Source organism: Paenibacillus sp. NPDC058367 (assembly GCF_042723305.1).
GTDB lineage: Bacteria > Bacillota > Bacilli > Paenibacillales > Paenibacillaceae > Paenibacillus_AQ.
This window is the reverse complement of sequence record NZ_JBHXIZ010000001.1, coordinates 744,005-761,181: the sequence shown is the minus strand read 5'-3', so window position 1 is coordinate 761,181 and position 17,177 is coordinate 744,005. Positions and strand designations below refer to the sequence as shown.

Here is a 17,177-nt window from a genome sequence, read left to right as displayed (position 1 = left end):
TAACGGAGGGAAGCCATGCTGATTGCAGACAGATATGAAAGAATCGTAGAACTAGTGAATGAACGTGGCAGCATTCGTGTCTCGGAACTGAGTACATTATGCCAAGTGACGGAGGAGACCATCCGCCGGGATCTTGATCGCTTGGAAAAGGCGGGGAGGCTGCTACGCTCGCACGGCGGTGCAGTCAGTCTACGTGATCGTCAGCCAGAGACGCCATATGCTGAACGTGAAATTATGAACGCAGCGGAGAAGCAGCAGATTGCTCGTGAAGCAGTGATGATGATAAAGCCGGGAGATCGGATTTTGCTGGATGCTAGCACAACTGCATGGTATATGGCCTCACATTTGCCGGATATGCCACTAACTGTACTGACTAATTCTATTAGGGTAGCTGCGGAATTAAGTGGGAAGGAACGAATAGATGTGATCTCAACTGGCGGTCAACTGAGCCGCAGATCGATGTCCTTTGTTGGTCATTTAGCCGAGCGTTCGCTTGAGTTGTATCACGTGGATAAGATGTTTTTTTCCTGCAAAGGATTTCATCTCGAACGCGGCGCCAGTGAATCGAATGAGCTGCAAGCGATGGTGAAGCGAAAGATGATTTCTATCGCGGAGCAGGTGATCCTACTTTGTGACTCCAGCAAATTCGGAATTCAAGCGTTCACACATGTTGCCACGACTAGTGAATTGGATGTTGTGATAACGGATTACAGCCCTGCCACAGAACAGCTAAAGCAGCTACAGGAGCTGAACATCGCAATAACAACCGTGTAGAAAATAGTGTTGCAGGAGGTGAAGACATGAAGGTATCGATGTTTATTACTTGCATCAGTGATGCTGTGTACCCGAAGGTCGGAGAAGCGATGGCACGTCTGCTTGCCAGATATGGCGTACAGCTGGATTTTCCCGAAGTGCAGACCTGCTGCGGACAGCCTGCGTACAATAGTGGCTATTGGAATGAGGCACGTCAAGCTGCACTTACGATTTTGCAGGCTTTCGAAGACAGTGACTTTGTCATTGCTCCTTCCGGGTCTTGCACCGGGATGCTTCATCATTACCCGAAACTGTTTCAGGATGATCCGATTAATTTGGTCAAGGCGCAGAATTTGCAGCGTAAATCCTATGAGTTCAGCCAGTTCATGGTACAGGTGCTTGGCGTAACGGATCTAGGGGCAGTATTTCCGCATAAAGTTACCTATCATCCTTCCTGTCATGGCACTCGGATTCTGGGGATTCGTGATGAGCCTATGTTACTTATGCAGAATGTGAAGGCGATGGAGCTAGTGCCACTACCTTTTGCTGAGGACTGTTGTGGGTTTGGTGGAACCTTTGCCGTGAAGATGTCTGATATCTCCGGGGCGATGGTCACCGAGAAGTCAGATCATGTGCTGGAGTCGGAAGCAGAAGTCTTAACGGGTCTGGATATGGGCTGTCTCATGAATATTGCTGGGAATTTGCGTTATCGCCACAAACCGGTCCGAGTCATGCATTTAGCAGAGCTACTGTATGAGGGGGTGAGTGGACAATGAGTCAGAATGCCGCTCAGGCTAAATCGGAATCGATTAATGTGAAGCCAGCTACGGTAAAAGAGCGTGCCGACTTGGCGCTGAATAATGACTTTTTGCGCAAGGCGGTTCGCTTTACTACGGAAAGGCTGCGTGACGGGAAACAAAAAGCGGCGAACGATCATGGACACTGGGAAGAATGGCGCGAACGTGGGCGGCAAATTCGCCTGCATACGATCGCTCATCTGGATTATTACTTAAATCTATTTGCGGACAATGCAAGAGCGAACGGCACGCATATTCATTTTGCGGCAACGGGTGAAGAGGCAGTGAAGATTACTTTAGAGATTGCACAGCGAAAACAAGCGGCTTCCGTGGTCAAATCAAAATCGATGGTGACTGAGGAGCTGCATTTGAATACGGCTCTTGAATCCATTGACGTGGAGACGATTGAAACAGATCTTGGCGAATATATTATCCAGCTTGCCGGAGAAACTCCGTCTCATATCATTATCCCAGCCATCCATAAGAACCGCTATCAGATTGCTGAGCTGTTGTCCAAGGAGGCAGGGGAGGAGCTTTTGCCTGAGACTACAATCCTTGCAGGATTTGTACGGCGCAAGTTACGGGAGAAATTCCTAGAAGCGGATATTGGGATGACGGGATGCAATTTTGCGATTGCAGAGACAGGTTCCATGGTGCTATTTGAGAATGAGGGCAATGCTCGCATGGTCACCACCTTGCCAAAGACGCAAATCACTTTGATGGGGATGGAGCGGATTATTCCTTCTTGGAGCGACCTTGAGGTGATGGCTACGTTATTACCTCGTTCAGCAACTGGCCAGAAGCTAACAGTGTATATGTCCGGTATTTCAGGACCCCGTAGAAAGGATGATGGGGACGGACCGGAAGAGCAACATATTATTATCCTTGATAATGGTCGATCTGAGCAGCTCGGCGATCCAGAATTTCAGGAGCTACTGAACTGCATCCGCTGTGGAGCTTGTCTGAATGCCTGCCCTGTCTATCGTCATATTGGCGGTCATGCCTATGGTGGAACTTATAGCGGACCGATCGGAGCAGTGTTGACCCCAGCACTGAACAAAAATGTAGATCAATGGGATGATATCGCAGGTGCATCGAGTCTATGCGGTGCGTGTTATGAAGCTTGTCCAGTCAAAATCCCTCTGCATGATATGCTTATCTATTTACGGCGACGTAAGGTAGAGAGAGGTTATGGAGACAAAGCGGAAGGTCTTGGCATGAAAGGTTTTGGTGCGATTATGGCGAAGTCCCAGCGATTCAGTAGTGTGATGAAAGTAGGCAGAATCGGACAAAAGCTACTTGTGAGAGACGGCGGAATTCCGTCAAAGCTTGGGCCGCTGAAAGGCTGGAATAACTACCGGATCGCTCCGAAGCTGGCAGATGAATCCTTCCGCGAGAGTTGGAAAGAGCTGCAGGAGGAGTTAGACAAAAATAGTCGCGAGATGGACCCGTCGATACAGAAGCGGATGGAAGATTTATTAGCGAAGCGGAAGGCGGAAGAACTGAAAGGAGAGCCCGGATATGACTGAGGAAACGCACAGAGAATGGCTGGAGCGTATGGACCATGATTCTCGTGAGAAACAGCAGGCATTCATGAACGATATCGCTCGTCGCCTGAAGCGGCCAAGAACGACTGCGGCTCCGTTACATCCTTTTCGCGGTGCTCCAGATTATTGGCAAGAGTTCCAGTGGAGTCCAGAAGAACGAATCGATCAATTTACTGCGAATTTTCAAAGTGCAGGTGGACATGTGTTTCGCATGGCAACGATGGATGAAGCTAAAGCTTTTATCGTCAATAAAGCGAGTGATATGCTCGCCCGTTATATTCTCCGGCAAAATGTAGCTGAGCTTGCGGCACTTCGGCTAGAAGAAGAACTTGTAGATTCGCGGGTATCTGTCTGGAATACGGATATGCAAGAAGCATGGAAAGTTAGGGCGGCGGAAGCCGATATTGGGATTGTGATCGCGGATTATGCAGTTGCTTATACAGGCTCTATTACAGTGTTATCTTCTGCGGATAAAGGGCGCTCTGTCAGTCTGTTGCCAACCGCATTAATTGCCATCATTCCGCTGGAGCGGCTGAAGACTCGTCTGGGTGAGGTGCTTATTGATTTTGATGAAGCGGGACAATCGGGTCTCCCCGCAGGTATTCACTTTATCTCTGGACCTAGCCGTTCAGCGGATATTGAGAATGATCTGACGATAGGTGTGCATGGCCCTGGAATCGTATTCGCCTTGCTGGTAGGCTGATGAGGAGATAAGGAGTGTTGTTTAAGAATGAATGCTGGGGCGCATAAACAGGGTCAGAATCATATTGCTATTGATATTGGAGCCTCTAGTGGGAGAGTCGTTTGCGGAACCTTGCAAGAACCGGAAGGAACCTTATCATTAACAGAAATTCACCGTTTTAGTAATGGGTTCTCTGAGAAGAATGGTAATCTTTATTGGGACGTCGATTATTTATTTGCTGAAATTGTAAAAGGCTTACAGAAGGCGAAGTCAAAAGGAATTGAGCATTGTACCGTCGGAATTGATACTTGGGCCGTGGATTACGTACTTCTAGATCAGAAGGGTACACGAATTCATGAAGTTTTTTCTTATCGTGATTCCAGAACAGATGGAGCGGTACAAAGCCTACATCGCAATATATCAACTGAAAGCGTTTACCGAAAGACGGGGATACAAGTTCTCCCGATTAATACGTTGTACCAGCTGTTTGTGCATGATCAGGTAGATCTTGAAGCAGCATATTCAATCCTGTTAGTCCCTGATTATCTCTACTATCGGCTTACGGGACGAAGAATTAGTGAAGTCACGAATGCTTCAACCACGGGTCTGCTGAATCTGCAAACTCGGGATTATGATACTGATTTACTGGCACTGCTTGGTCTTTCAAAAGAGCAGTTTCCTCCCTTAACGGAACCTGGGGAACGAATTGGCGGATTGACTGATGACTTGGTGGCACGGGGTGATCTTCCAGATTGTGAGTTCATAGCAGTTGCCACACATGATACAGCATCAGCTGTACTAGGCGTTCCTGCAAGTAGCGACAAATGGGGATTTCTCAGTAGTGGTACTTGGTCCCTCATCGGGGTGGAACGAGCTTCAGCCATTACAAGTCCAGAAGCGATGGAGCGCAATTATACAAACGAATGGGGAGCCTTCGGCTCATTCCGTTTTCTTAAGAACATTATGGGGATGTGGCTGATCCAAAAGGTTCGTGAGGAATATGGTGGTCAATACAGCTTCGGCGAACTGGTAGAATTGGCAGCGCAAGAAATTCCTTTTAGATCCATCATCTACTGCAATGATGAACGATTCATGAATCCATCCAACATGATCAGCGAGATACAGAGCTATTGTGCGGAAGTCGGACAGTGGGTAGCAAAGACACCAGGGGAGATTGCCAGATGTGTGTTTGACAGTCTTGCTCTTTCTTACTATTTCTATGTTCAGGATCTTCAGCTATTGACCGGCGAGAAGTGGGAGCGGCTGCACATCGTAGGCGGAGGGGCGAATAATGGATTGCTATGCCAAATTGCGGCCGATTTGCTAGAGATGGAAATTTATGCTGGACCAACGGAATCAACCGCATTAGGTAATGTAGTTATGCAAATGATCAGTGTGGGTACGGTCACAGATATTAAAGAAGCAAGAGAAATTATATATCGTTCATTTGATGTAACAATCTATATTCCACAAGAGATGGACTCTTCCCTAAAAACCGCGGCATTAGCTGAGTTTGCTCGACTGCAGATCGTTTAAGAGTAACTAATAAAGTAACCGAGAATATATGGGATGACTATTAAATAGCTATGGATGAGCAAAAGAAGAGTATAAATCCCCCTCATTGGGTGCAAAAAGCGGAAAACGAGCAAAAGAAGGGTATAAATCCCCTACATTGAGCATAAAAAGCGGATAACGAGCAAAAGAAGGGTATAAATCCCCCTCATTGAGCGCAAAAAAGCGGAAAACGAGCAAAAGAAGGGTATAAATCCCCCTCATTGAGCGTAAATAACGGAAAACGAGCAAAAGAGGGGTATAAATCCCCCACATTGAGCGGAAAAAGCAGAAAAAGAGTAAAAGAAGAGTATAAATCCCCCTCATTGAGCGCAAAAAGCGGAAAACGAGCAAAAGAAGGGTAAAAATCCCCCACATTGAGCGGAAAAAGCAGAAAAAGAGTAAAAGAAGAGTATAAATGCCCCACATTGAGCGTAAATAGCGGAAAACGAGCAAAAGAGGGGTATAAATCCCCTACATTGAGTGTAAAAAGCGGAAAACGAGCAAAAGAAGGGTATAAATGCCCCACATTGAGCATAAAAAGCGGAAAACGAGCAAAAGAAGGGTATAAATCCCCCTCATTGAGCGCAAAAAGCGGAAAACGAGCAAAAGAGGGGTAAAAATCCCCCTCATTGAGCGTAAATAGCGGAAAAAGATCAAAAGAAGGGTATAAATGCCCCTCATTGAGCTAAAAAGCGGAAAACGAGCAAAAGAAGGGTATAAATCCCCCTCATTGAGCGCAAAAAGCGGAAAACGAGCAAAAGAAGGGGAAAAATCCCCCTAAATGAAATCACTAAGACAAGATCAGGAGGCTCAAGCATGGAGCAGAATACAGAAAGCTTAAAGAGCATTCAGACGAGCTATAATGAGGCGAAAAAGCTCTACGCTCAGCACGGTATTGACATAGATAAAGTATTAGAGCAGCTTGCAGCAATCAAAATTTCATTGCACTGCTGGCAAGGAGACGATGTAAAGGGCTTCCTGAATAAGGAAAAGGAGCTAAGTGGCGGGATCGCTGTCACGGGCAGTTACCCGGGACGAGCAAGAAATCCGGAGGAGCTGCGCCGAGATTTGGAGCAAGCACTAGCACTTATCCCCGGACGTCATAAAGTTAATTTACATGCTATTTATGCCGATACGGAAGAAACTGTAGATCTTGATGCGCTAGAGCCTAAGCATTTTGAAAGATGGGTGGACTGGGCTAAGGAGCAGGGACTTGGATTAGATTTCAATCCCACTTGCTTCTCTCATGAAAAAGCTAATGATGGCTTTACACTAAGCCACTCGGATCCTGAAATCCGCAATTTCTGGATTGCTCATTGCAAGGCTTCACGCCGAATCTCCGAATCTTTCGGTCAGGCACTAGGTCAGCCTTGTGTAACCAACTTCTGGGTTCCAGATGGATATAAAGATACACCGATCGACCGTCTGTCACCGAGAGTGCGACTTCAGCAATCACTGGACGAGATCTTCAGCGAGGAGATCGATCAGCAATATAACATTGATGCTGTAGAAAGCAAGCTGTTCGGAATTGGTTCAGAAAGTTATGTGGTAGGTTCGCATGAATTTTATATGGGTTATGCACTAAGTCGGGGCAAAGCGGTTTGCTTCGATGCTGGGCATTTCCATCCGACCGAGACCATCTCGAATAAATTATCCTCTTGGCTGCTGTTTGGTGATCAATTGTTGCTGCATGTTAGCCGTCCAGTACGCTGGGACAGCGATCATGTGGTGACTATGGATGATGAACTGCTGGAGATTGCTCGTGAACTAGTTAGAGGTCAATTCCTAGAAAGAACTCATATTGGACTCGATTTCTTTGACGGAAGTATTAATCACATTGCCGCTTGGGTGATCGGAACACGTAACACAATCAAAGCCCTGCTACGTGCGATGCTGGAACCGATAGAGCTATTGAAGCAAATTGAACTGGATGGGGATTATACTACTAGACTTGCATTGGTAGAGGAATTGAAATCCTATCCGTTCGGAGCTATTTGGGATTATTATTGTGCGACGAATGGTGTGCCTGTCCGAGAAAGTTGGCTGAGCGATGTGAAGCAATACGAAGTAGATGTTTTATCAAAGCGATAAAGTACTTGTAATGGCGGTTACCACACGGTAGCCGCTTTTTATGTTCATGATTCGTACTTATTTGAAAAGATCTGTGATCTCTGCTATGTTTTATCAAAAGAGAGGGAGGCGATATTATGGAGAAATATGGACCGAATCCGAATTCGCTCTATCCGAATGAACAGATCAAAAGCATCTGTTATATTAAAAATGTGATTACAAGGAACAATATTATGGTTGGCGATTATACTTACTATGATGATATAGACGGTGCGGAAAAGTTTGAGGAGCATGTGACTCATCATTATGATTTTATTGGAGACAAGCTTATTATTGGGAAATTCTGTGCGATTGCCAAAGGTATTGAATTTGTCATGAATGGTGCGAACCATCGAATGAATTCTGTTACGACCTACCCTTTTAATATCATGTCTAATGGCTGGGAGCATGCGGTTCCAGAACTATCAGAGCTACCCTTAAAAGGAGATACGGTGATCGGCAACGATGTGTGGATAGGGCAGAATGTTACGGTTATGCCGGGTGTACATATTGGGAATGGGGCCGTCATCGCGGCCAATTCAACAGTTGTGAAAGATATTCCGGCTTATAGTGTGGCTGGAGGAAATCCATGTAAAGTAATTAGAAAACGTTTTGATGATGAATTGATCGAACATCTAGAAGCGCTTAAGTGGTGGGATTGGGATGCCGAGCGAATCTTTAAGAATCTTGAAGCGTTATGCAGCAGTGATTTGAATAAGATCAAAGAAATTAAATGATATTGTGTAAGTTTCATAGAACGAGCTATAGTTTATCTTAAAGATATAAATAATAGCTGAGGGTATACTGACTGTATGTACTTCATATGAACCTTGCGGAGGGAAAATCTAATGAAGAAAGATGATGATAAGATCACTGCGGAACTCACAGCAGAGAAGTTTCCATACAGTAAAGAGAACGAGGAGATGGTGACGCGGAATTTTTGGACTAAAACTAAAAAGTTCGCAGGAAAGATCCCATTTACTAAAGATGCTATTGCGATGTATTATTGCGCAGTCGACGCAAAGACCCCTTTATGGGCAAAAGGAATTGCCTTCGGAGCGTTGGCTTATTTCATCTCCCCGATTGATGCGATACCCGATGCGATTCTCGGCCTTGGATTTACAGATGATGCAGCGATCATTGCAGCAGGCATTAAAGCGATATCTGGTCAGGTAACCAACGAGCATAAGGAAAAGGCCGAGGCATTTTTTGAAAAATAAAAGGTGCAGCTTTAAGCTACACCGTAATATCCATACCTTCTGGACAGCTTTCTGCGGAAAGCTGTTTTGTTTTGTAAACCTCTCCCCAGTCTTTCATGAGTTTAATAATAGGGGTCAGTGTCTTGCCAAATTCAGTTAACGAGTATTCGACTTTCGGGGGAACCTGATGGTAGACCTCACGGTGAATAACTCCATCTTCTTCCAGCTCTCTAAGCTGCAAGGTTAACATGCGTTGAGTGATTCCTGGGCATATTCGGCGAAATTCGTTAAAGCGTTTCGTTCCATCCATCAAGTGATAGATGAGAATCCCCTTCCATTTTCCTCCTATAACATCGAGCGTAAATTCCACAGGGCAAGCTTCCTTATTGCCTCCTGGGAAATCTCCGAATCCACCTTTTCGATCACGCATAGCCGTTCAACTCCCATAGTATCATTTTGTATACTACATAACATTAATGTGCGTACTTTTAAAGAAGTGATATATATTCTAATATTAAGCATGAGAACGGCAAACAGTCAAATGGGCCGTTGATTCTAAGCAAATAAAAGGAGCGTTAAATATGGATACTTTATCATTAAACAAGAATGAAATCCTGTCTGCTTACCAGTTCAGACATGCAACTAAAGAATTTGATAGTCATAAAAAAATTAGTGAGTCAGACTTTCAGTTTATTCTGGAAACAGGACGTCTGTCACCAAGTTCATTCGGATTCGAGCCTTGGCGTTTTGTCGTAGTACAAAGTCCGGAAATACGAGAGAAATTACGTGCTCATGCCTGGGGAGCACAAAAGCAATTGTCAACCGCAAGTCATTTTGTATTGATTCTCTCACGTCTTCCTAAAGATATGGCTGCTGATTCAGATTATATTAAAGGGATCATGGAGCATGTGCAGGAGCTACCTCCAGAAGTGATGGAGGGGAAAGGTATTATGTTCGATAAGTTCTTAAAGGTTGATTTCGGATTGATGGAGAATGAGCGTGCAATGTTCGAATGGAGCTGCCGTCAGACTTATATAGCCCTTGGTAATATGATGACATCAGCCGCTTTAATCGGAATCGATTCTTGCCCAATGGAAGGTTTCGATAAGGCGAAGATAGAGCAAGTTCTTGCCGACGAGGGGATTATGGATGCCGAACATTTTGGAATCTCCTGCATGGTAGCCTTTGGGTATCGTTTGAATGAACCACGTGGAAAAACAAGACAAAGCGCAGAGCAAGTCGTTCAGTGGGTTTAACTAAGCTGGAATCTCATTTTTGAGCTGCATTACGAAAATAATTAAACCTGCAAAGTCTCCGGCATCTTGGAGATCATGCAGGTTATTTTTGTTTAATTCTTACAAGATTCGAAAAGTAATTGAAATTTTCATGAAAACTCTGATACTCTTATTGAGGTGACCCATTTTAAGCTTTATCGAGTTAATTAACAATGAAGGGATCCTGCATCATGAAAATCATTCGCATAATTATCCAAGTGTTCCTGCTTTATTTGTTCTACTTGGCTGGAGACTTCCTGCAAAAGCAGCTGCATCTTCCCGTTTCTGGGAGTATCGTCGGATTACTATTGCTCTTTGTTTTATTGCTATTCAAGGTTGTACCAGTGAAGTGGATTGAAGATGGTGCAACAACAATATTAGCTTATCTTCCGTTATTTTTTATTCCAGCGACGGCTGGGATCGTGAAGCATATGGATATTTTTAGTGGAAGAGGTTTGCTCTTAATCTTGATTCTTATCGTTAGCAGCGTCCTCACAATTGCAGCAGCAGCACATACGAGTCAATGGCTTTCAACCTTGAAAGGAAAGAGCAAGGCGGGCTGGAGCAGCAAGAGCTTAAGCGAAAAGGGGAAGGAATTATAATGTTTTTTATCGCGACAGGAATTGTTCTGCTTAATGTTGCTATTTATTTGATGATGTCCGTAATTTATAGACGTTTTCGGTTTCCTGTACTGATTCCCGCACTAACAGCAACAGTCTTTGTTGTAGCAATACTTCTATATTTTCATATTCCGTATGATACATATATGATAGGCGGTCAGTGGATCAATCAGTTACTCGGTCCTGCTGTAGTGGCACTAGCCTACCCATTGTATAAACAACGTAATGTGTTAGTTGAGAATCTTCCGGCCATCCTGGGGGGAGCGATTGCAGGTCTGTTATTAGGGATGTTTAGTGGTCTGCTTTTGGCGGCTGGTCTAGGATTCTCTAAATTGTATGTTCTGTCCATTTTGCCAAAATCGATCACAACACCTGTGGCGATACAAATCTCAAATGGTTTAGGTGGGGACTCCTCGCTAACCTCCGTATTTGTAATGATTGCCGGATTTACAGGTGCGATTGGCGGTCCTCTCATTATTAAACTGTTTAAGATTCGAAGCGAAGTTGGGATTGGGATCGGGTTAGGAACGGGTTCTCATGCACTTGGGACTGCAAAGGCACTGGAATACGGTGAACAGTCAGTTTCAATGAGCTCCGTAGCGATGACCGTTTGTGCTATTGTCGGTTCATGTATCGGTCCGGTTGTAGCTTGGATCATGTACCCTTAAATTCATTCATCGTAACTATGTTTGCAAAACACTCCATCGGGTAACTATAACTAAGGAACAAATAAAGCAAAGTACCTGAGGAGGATTTCACATGTCAGATTATTCTCAAGATGAAGCGGAAATCCGCAACAAGGAAAATAAAGACGGCGATTCATTAGCTGAAATTAAGAAGATGGAGAATGGTGTGGACATCGAGCCAGAAGCAGACGATTGGGTAGCCAAGCCTGCAGAGTCCTCGCATCCTGATCCGCTTCCTAACGATTTGGACTAAATGATTCGGAAGACAGGCTGTCCTTCATTGGGCAGTCTGTTTTTCTTGAGATGATTTTAGCAATTATTGTATAATGAATTCAGGTACAACCTCATCAGAGAGTTTTCTCCAAATTCTTAGTAGCTTTTCGCAAATTTCACAGATCTCAGCCATTCTTGTAGCAGGGAGGAAATGAAATGCGTAGTCGGAATGAGAACAGCCGATATCGGCAAAAACGTGGTGAGGCCCTTGCAGGCAACTTTGAGAAAAAGTATGGTTCAAACTTTGGCGTACGTAGTGAACTTTCAACGGATACGTTAAAGAAACAAGACGACGATCAGTCGCTAATATCGGCTCAGCATCATGAAGAACGGCTAAAACCATAAGCGTGGATGGATAGAGAATCCGCTTCACTCTTTATAATTTGTAATGAAGACATAACCTTTGGGTTATGTCTTTTTTGTTACGCATATCTCCTGAAGGATTAAGGCATAATAGGGCCGGATGGATATTTAAGAAAATAATGACAACTAGGAGTGGTGTATAACATGATGACTTCTATATTTTCTTCAAGCGGAGATTCTGCGATGGCAGTGGCGGGCCAATATTTCTTTTATTTTATGATCTACTCTTTTTTAGGCTGGGTATTGGAAGGTACATATAACTTATATAGTAATGGAAGCTTTCGCAAAGAAGGCTTTCTAAAAGGCCCTTTTAAACCAATGTATGGATTTGCACCACTGCTTCTATTGATTGCCAGAGACTTAACCCTGCCTTTCCCAATTTTCCTCCTGCTTGCGTTAGTCGTTCCTTCAGCTGTTGAATATGTAAGTGGTTGGCTGCTGAAGTCTGTCTTTCAAAAGCAATGGTGGGATTACTCAGGGATGTCTTATCAACTGCAAGGGCATATTTGCCTTCGATTCTCCCTATATTGGTGGGCGCTATCAGTAGCTTGTGTATATGGGATTCAGCCGTTTATGGAGCGTTTGTATTCACTAGTCCATAATGTTTGGGGAATTATATTTCCTTTCGTGGGACTCTATCTTATGGCTGATTTATTGTGGACTTGCTGGAGTCGGTATAGAAGTGAGAAGACCCCCCAATATCAAGATTAATGATGCCTATATGGACATAATAAGCATTCTTTTGTATATGAAGCACAAACATTTCAGTGACAAGCATTTCGATCTTGCATATCAGTTTTGTGTCGTAAATAATATAGCCATATATTAAATACTAGACGGACTGGTGGAGATTACGATGACAGGGAAGATTCTAGTAAGCGCATGTCTGTTAGGACATAAAGTGCGTTATGATAATGGTGATGTGCCGTGTCTCGATGCTCGTTTCTTGAAGTGGTATGAGGAAGGGCGTTTTGTCCACATTTGTCCTGAGGTAGTCGGAGGGTTATCAACGCCTCGTCCAGATGCCCAGCGGCAAGGTGAGCGGGTAGTAACAGGTGCAGGTGTGGATGTTACGGAACCTTATATGAAAGGTGCTCAAGCAACGCTGAAGCTGGCTACAGAACATCAAGTTACATTTGCAATATTAAAACAGGATAGTCCTTCTTGTGGTAGTCTTTATATTTATGATGGTACTTTTAGGGATACGAAGATGTCAGGAGAAGGTACAACTACGGAGTTATTACGGCAAAATGGCTTTAAAGTGTTCGGCGAAGATCAACTAGATGAAGTGGAGAAAGAACTTGCTCGTATGGAGGGGTAAGTCATTCTTAAAGTAATAAATCGAACTCACGTTACATAGTGTGTATAAGGGGAACGAAGCAGTGTCCTTGGGAGAGGAAATGCCGTCCGAAGAGCCATCCTTCATTTGGGATTGGAGGCGGACGCAGATGAGTATTGATCAGCTCATTTCATTGCTTGTTCTTGTCATCATGATCGTACAGCTTGCCGGCTACAAAGGGAAACATTAAGCTCAAAGTCTCACCTCATTGTAACTGCTTCCGGACCTCAGAAAGTATTGAGCCGTTCGGAAGCTTTTTTTGTTCCACGCTAAGCATATTACCGATTCTAAAGGATTCCATCACAGTGATGTCTAATATATACATAATGTGGGTTTTTGGGAAGCCGGAGGAAAATAGGATGATGTTCTACAAAACGGTGTGAGAGGATGGATGAATAGCGTGCCGATGTCTGAGTATTATCAGGAGATCCGAGGAAAAGTGGGTTCAGAGTTATTAATGATGCCTTCCGTAGCTGCAGTAATAAGAAATAAAGAAGATGAAATTCTATTTATTCGAAAACCTGAAGAGTCCTTGTGGGGATTGCCAGCAGGCGCCATCGAGCCAGGGGAACGGCCGGGAAGAACTTTGCGCAGAGAAGTATATGAAGAGACTGGATTAATGGTGCATCCTACTTCCATTCTTGGGGTTTTTGGTGGAGGGAAATATAGATACGAATATAACAATGGAGACCAGGTGGAATATACAGTCATCGTATTTGAGTGTTCTATCATCCGTGGAACGCTGAGAGCAATGGATGGAGAAGTCGAAGAATTTAAGTTCTTTAAAGAGAGTGAGCTGCCCGAGATGGCCATTCCCTATCCAGTGGAGATTTTCAAGAAAGACCGCGAAGTGGCAAAAACGATATTTGAATGAGCTGGAGAGGAGTAACTCATGAAGACTTTTATTTATATGATTAGGCACGTAGTATCACCTTTTGTGCTTGGGGATGAGAGAGAACGAGGATTATCTGATAAAGGGCATGAGGACGCATATAGAATTAAAGAACTGTTGGCGGAGGAAGAGATCACACATTTTGTTTCTAGTCCTTATAGACGAGCCATAGATACGATTAAGTATTTGGCTGAGGCATCGGATCAAGAAATTGAGCTGTATGAGGAACTTAGAGAAAGAGCCATCGCAAGCGTTGAAATCGAGATCAGTGAACAAGAATTTCTTCAGGGTATCCAGACATCATTCACAGACTTACAATATAAAATGCCAAATGGTGAGAGTACTCAGGAAGCGCAAGAGCGTGCGATCCCCATCATGAAGCAATTGATCCAGCAAAATAAAGGCGGCAAAATAGCACTAGGTACCCACGGGAATATCATGACCATTATCCTGAATTACTTCAATAAAGAGTATGGTTATGAGTTCTTTGAACAGACTTCGAAACCAGATATTTATAGGCTGGAATTTGATGAATTAGAGCTTACTAGTGTGGAACGAATGTGGAACCCCGAAGTCCTGAGCAAATGAAGTATTTTATTAAGCTGAATTCGTTAAGCGTACTTTATGCCTTTATGTTGTTTGTCGTAATAGAGCTACTAGTAAATATTTATCGTATTAGTAGAATTTCTGGCTTGGAGCTGGATAAAGTGAATAACTTGCAGCTTATTTTCATATTTGTGATGTTTATATTTTTTTCTATGGGGTTTGTTTGGATGACAAGAAAATATTTGAGCGGTAAAAAATCCATATATTTCACTACGATCCTGTGGTTTCCCTATTTGGTTCTGTTTATTAATTTATTCGCAGCATGGTTCCCGATTACAGAAGCTGCGGATAAACCAGTTCCGGTAACGGGGTTAATCATAATAGGGGCCATGATTATTTATCCGTTTTATATCGTGATGATTAATATTATATCAAGCATAAATTTCAAGTCAGACGCAGGATAGAGGATGGAAATGAGAGTCAATGCTTTAAAAGAAAGAGTTATTTATGGATGCATCTGCTTAATTGTTATTGTACTGGGGTTATGCTCTAGAGCATTCTCGGAACAGCTACCTTTGTTTGTAACGAGACATTTTGGAGATGCGCTTTGGGGCAGCATGGTTTACTTTATGTTTCGTGTACTGCTAGTGAACCGGAAGCTGTGGATCGCTTTTATGTGGAGCCTGATGTTTAGTTTCGGCATAGAATTTAGCCAACTGTATCAAGCAGAGTGGATCAACAGCATCCGTGCTACCATACTCGGTGGGTTGATTCTCGGAAAGGGATTCCTATGGATTGACCTTGTTCGATATACCGTTGGAATTACGCTTTCTTACGGACTGGATCAATACTTTCGCCCAAAACTGCACCGAATAGATAAATAGCTTTTAATGGAGATGAACCTAAAAATGGTAAATAGCTTGATTGTAGTATGCTTGCTTACAATGATTATTCATACAGCAGAAACCTTATCTTATTCGGTAAGATACGCCGGGGTGAAGCTGAACAAGATAGCTATTGCTTTGTCTCTGACAGGCATTATTGTTCTCGTGTCAAGAACTGCAAACATGATTCAAGCTCCACTGACGGCTAAATTCGTAGATTATGCCAAAATACATTCTGATTTCCCACTTCTTAATTACTTGAGAATTATATTGTTAGCTTCTTCATTAGGGACATTAATTGCCATTGCTATTTTCCCTACTTTTGTAGGCTTGTTTGGGAGAATCATCTCAAAGCTTGAAATCGAAGGTTCTATTCCCAAGCTGCTTACGAGCGTAACGATCGGGCAGTTAAAAAATACTAGAAAATACATAAGAAAACCAAAAGTGAATCTATATAACTTCAGATACCTGGGGATTCCTAAACGTTTTATTGTTATGAATGTTTTTGTTACAGCCTTTTACACCGTAGGGGTCATATCATCTTTGTATGCTGCTCATCTAATGCCTCAATATAGCACGACTGCTTCTCAAGCCTCAGGATTGATTAACGGAATGGCGACTATACTGCTGACCATATTTATCGACCCACAGCTTGGTCTTATTACCCATAAAGCCACTGAAAATGTAGAATACCGTGATCAGCTAGGAAAAATATATGTGGTATTGATGGGTTCGCGATTTATAGGTACTATATTTGCTCAGCTCCTAATTGTGCCTGCAGCCCAACTAATTAGTATGTTAGTGAAGCTGATATGAGCCGGTGGGAACGAATCCTTATGGAAGCTTAGACTCTGCAGATCGTAGAGCTAAGGAGATCTTCTGCTCCCAGCTGTAAATATTCTGATGCATGTCATGAATTCGTTTCATTTGCTCATAGGATATTTTCATTTCTGATACTGCCTTAATTGCATCCCCTTGTTTTACAGCCGATTTATATTGTTTATCTGCTTCTGAACGAACTTTCTGCGCTACAGCGATATTCTTGTTCTCGGCGGTGATTTGCTTCTTCAGAGCTGTGATTGGTGCCAGAGCATCTTTGATAGGCTTGATCTTGGCAGCTGTTTGCTTGCGGGCAGTTGCCAAAGCGTCTGTCTTGGCCTTAATTTCAGTTCTAGCGAGTGTTACCGCAGCTTTGAGCTTATTGCGTCTTAGATCCAGGAGAGTGGCTGTCTTAAAGTCCTTAGCTTTCTTGGCTGCGGTAGACTGCTTACTGAGTGTGCTGTATTGGTCCAGTAGAGGAGCATGTTTCTTCTGAGCAGACGTTGCTTCAGATGATAAACGACTCAGCAGAACCTTATCTGTTGACTCTATGACAGAGTGAATAGATTTCAGAGTTTCATTGTTCTGCTTACGTAGCATTTGAATTTTTGAGCTATCGGACTTGAGGGCTACTTGAAGCGAGGTATAATTACCATGGAGACCGTTAATGTCATCTAAGGCTGAATCCCAGTCTGTACCTGCAGAAGCTAATGTAAGGTTGATGTTGAGGAGAGCTACTACTAGGATTAATTGGACAAACCTCTTTAAATAACTAAAATTGTGAATAAACATTCATTTCAGCTCCTTAATTAGTCTATGTGCGCAAAAAAAGCACCTCCA

General features: G+C 43.4%; 24 protein-coding genes. 21 read left to right on the top strand and 3 right to left on the bottom strand.

Annotation, left to right across the window (positions count from 1 at the left end):
- The first annotated feature begins 15 nt into the window (after positions 1-15).
- Genes ACFWMP_RS03595 through rhaB form a run of 5 tightly spaced genes read left to right on the top strand, consistent with a single transcriptional unit; the run spans position 16 to position 5,315 of the window.
- A complete protein-coding gene (locus tag ACFWMP_RS03595) occupies positions 16-774 on the top strand; it encodes a DeoR/GlpR family DNA-binding transcription regulator (protein WP_042187090.1) in 759 nt (252 codons plus the stop codon).
- 26 nt (positions 775-800) lie between these two features.
- Complete coding sequence (locus ACFWMP_RS03590) at positions 801-1,529, top strand: (Fe-S)-binding protein (RefSeq protein ID WP_042187093.1); 729 nt, start codon at positions 801-803, stop codon at positions 1,527-1,529.
- Complete coding sequence (locus ACFWMP_RS03585) at positions 1,526-3,079, top strand: LutB/LldF family L-lactate oxidation iron-sulfur protein (protein WP_379421992.1); 1,554 nt, start codon at positions 1,526-1,528, stop codon at positions 3,077-3,079. The genes ACFWMP_RS03590 and ACFWMP_RS03585 overlap by 4 nt, the downstream gene beginning before the upstream one ends.
- A complete protein-coding gene (locus ACFWMP_RS03580) occupies positions 3,072-3,800 on the top strand; it encodes a LutC/YkgG family protein (protein ID WP_042187097.1) in 729 nt (242 codons plus the stop codon). The genes ACFWMP_RS03585 and ACFWMP_RS03580 overlap by 8 nt, the downstream gene beginning before the upstream one ends.
- 27 nt (positions 3,801-3,827) lie before the next feature.
- The gene (rhaB, locus tag ACFWMP_RS03575) at positions 3,828-5,315 is read left to right on the top strand and encodes a rhamnulokinase (protein WP_379421990.1); all 1,488 of its coding nucleotides are present in this window, start codon (positions 3,828-3,830) and stop codon (positions 5,313-5,315) included.
- 184 nt (positions 5,316-5,499) lie between these two features.
- On the opposite strand, the gene ACFWMP_RS03570 is transcribed toward rhaB, so the two are convergent.
- The gene (locus ACFWMP_RS03570) at positions 5,500-5,868 is read right to left on the bottom strand and encodes a hypothetical protein (RefSeq protein WP_379421988.1); all 369 of its coding nucleotides are present in this window, start codon (positions 5,866-5,868) and stop codon (positions 5,500-5,502) included.
- Between the two features lie 281 nt (positions 5,869-6,149).
- Between ACFWMP_RS03570 and rhaA the strand changes: the two genes are divergently transcribed.
- The 3 genes from rhaA to ACFWMP_RS03555 all read left to right on the top strand — a co-directional run bounded on the left by rhaA (position 6,150) and on the right by ACFWMP_RS03555 (position 8,662).
- Positions 6,150-7,424, top strand: coding sequence for an L-rhamnose isomerase (gene rhaA, locus ACFWMP_RS03565; RefSeq protein ID WP_379421986.1), 1,275 nt, complete (start codon positions 6,150-6,152; stop codon positions 7,422-7,424).
- Between the two features lie 116 nt (positions 7,425-7,540).
- Entirely contained in the window at positions 7,541-8,179 is a 639-nt protein-coding gene (locus ACFWMP_RS03560) for a Vat family streptogramin A O-acetyltransferase (RefSeq protein WP_042187105.1), read from the top strand.
- Between the two features lie 111 nt (positions 8,180-8,290).
- The gene (locus tag ACFWMP_RS03555; RefSeq protein WP_042187107.1) at positions 8,291-8,662 is read left to right on the top strand and encodes a YkvA family protein; all 372 of its coding nucleotides are present in this window, start codon (positions 8,291-8,293) and stop codon (positions 8,660-8,662) included.
- 16 nt (positions 8,663-8,678) lie between these two features.
- Here ACFWMP_RS03555 and ACFWMP_RS03550 read toward each other — a convergent pair whose 3' ends face one another.
- Positions 8,679-9,071, bottom strand: a complete 393-nt coding sequence (locus ACFWMP_RS03550; RefSeq protein WP_379421983.1) for a winged helix-turn-helix transcriptional regulator — start codon at positions 9,069-9,071, stop codon at positions 8,679-8,681.
- A 151-nt stretch (positions 9,072-9,222) separates the two neighbouring features.
- On the opposite strand from ACFWMP_RS03550, the gene ACFWMP_RS03545 reads away from it, so the two are divergent.
- From ACFWMP_RS03545 to ACFWMP_RS03485, 13 genes are all read left to right on the top strand, one after another.
- Entirely contained in the window at positions 9,223-9,897 is a 675-nt protein-coding gene (locus ACFWMP_RS03545) for an NAD(P)H-dependent oxidoreductase (RefSeq protein ID WP_379421981.1), read from the top strand.
- Between the two features lie 209 nt (positions 9,898-10,106).
- Positions 10,107-10,517, top strand: coding sequence for a CidA/LrgA family holin-like protein (locus ACFWMP_RS03540; RefSeq protein ID WP_076283039.1), 411 nt, complete (start codon positions 10,107-10,109; stop codon positions 10,515-10,517).
- Positions 10,517-11,203: an LrgB family protein gene (locus tag ACFWMP_RS03535; protein WP_379421979.1), complete on the top strand. Its 687-nt coding sequence runs from the start codon at positions 10,517-10,519 to the stop codon at positions 11,201-11,203. Before ACFWMP_RS03540 ends, ACFWMP_RS03535 begins: the two co-directional genes overlap by 1 nt.
- Positions 11,204-11,294: 91 nt before the next feature.
- Positions 11,295-11,474 carry a hypothetical protein gene (locus tag ACFWMP_RS03530; RefSeq protein WP_042126589.1) on the top strand — a complete coding sequence of 60 codons (180 nt, stop codon included), beginning with the start codon at positions 11,295-11,297 and terminating at the stop codon, positions 11,472-11,474.
- Positions 11,475-11,650: 176 nt separating this feature from the next.
- On the top strand, positions 11,651-11,839 hold the full coding sequence (locus ACFWMP_RS03525) for a hypothetical protein (protein ID WP_042187116.1): 189 nt from the start codon (positions 11,651-11,653) through the stop codon (positions 11,837-11,839).
- Positions 11,840-12,001: 162 nt separating this feature from the next.
- A complete protein-coding gene (locus ACFWMP_RS03520) occupies positions 12,002-12,568 on the top strand; it encodes a putative ABC transporter permease (RefSeq protein ID WP_379421976.1) in 567 nt (188 codons plus the stop codon).
- A 145-nt stretch (positions 12,569-12,713) separates the two neighbouring features.
- A complete protein-coding gene (locus ACFWMP_RS03515) occupies positions 12,714-13,178 on the top strand; it encodes a 2-thiouracil desulfurase family protein (RefSeq protein ID WP_379421973.1) in 465 nt (154 codons plus the stop codon).
- Positions 13,179-13,239: 61 nt separating this feature from the next.
- Entirely contained in the window at positions 13,240-13,386 is a 147-nt protein-coding gene (locus ACFWMP_RS03510; protein ID WP_156113097.1) for a hypothetical protein, read from the top strand.
- Between the two features lie 210 nt (positions 13,387-13,596).
- Complete coding sequence (locus ACFWMP_RS03505) at positions 13,597-14,070, top strand: NUDIX domain-containing protein (RefSeq protein ID WP_042193681.1); 474 nt, start codon at positions 13,597-13,599, stop codon at positions 14,068-14,070.
- 18 nt (positions 14,071-14,088) lie between these two features.
- Positions 14,089-14,676, top strand: a complete 588-nt coding sequence (locus ACFWMP_RS03500; protein WP_379421970.1) for a histidine phosphatase family protein — start codon at positions 14,089-14,091, stop codon at positions 14,674-14,676.
- A complete protein-coding gene (locus ACFWMP_RS03495; RefSeq protein WP_042187124.1) occupies positions 14,673-15,098 on the top strand; it encodes a hypothetical protein in 426 nt (141 codons plus the stop codon). The genes ACFWMP_RS03500 and ACFWMP_RS03495 overlap by 4 nt, the downstream gene beginning before the upstream one ends.
- A 9-nt stretch (positions 15,099-15,107) precedes the next feature.
- Entirely contained in the window at positions 15,108-15,518 is a 411-nt protein-coding gene (locus ACFWMP_RS03490; protein WP_081382731.1) for a ribosomal maturation YjgA family protein, read from the top strand.
- Positions 15,519-15,542: 24 nt separating this feature from the next.
- Positions 15,543-16,334 (top strand): lipid II flippase Amj family protein, encoded by a 792-nt coding sequence (locus tag ACFWMP_RS03485; RefSeq protein ID WP_042187128.1) that lies wholly within the window; start codon positions 15,543-15,545, stop codon positions 16,332-16,334.
- A gap of 18 nt (positions 16,335-16,352) precedes the next feature.
- Here the strand turns inward: ACFWMP_RS03485 and ACFWMP_RS03480 are convergent, their stop codons facing one another.
- Positions 16,353-17,129, bottom strand: a complete 777-nt coding sequence (locus ACFWMP_RS03480; protein WP_339247204.1) for a hypothetical protein — start codon at positions 17,127-17,129, stop codon at positions 16,353-16,355.
- Positions 17,130-17,177: the final 48 nt, after the last annotated feature.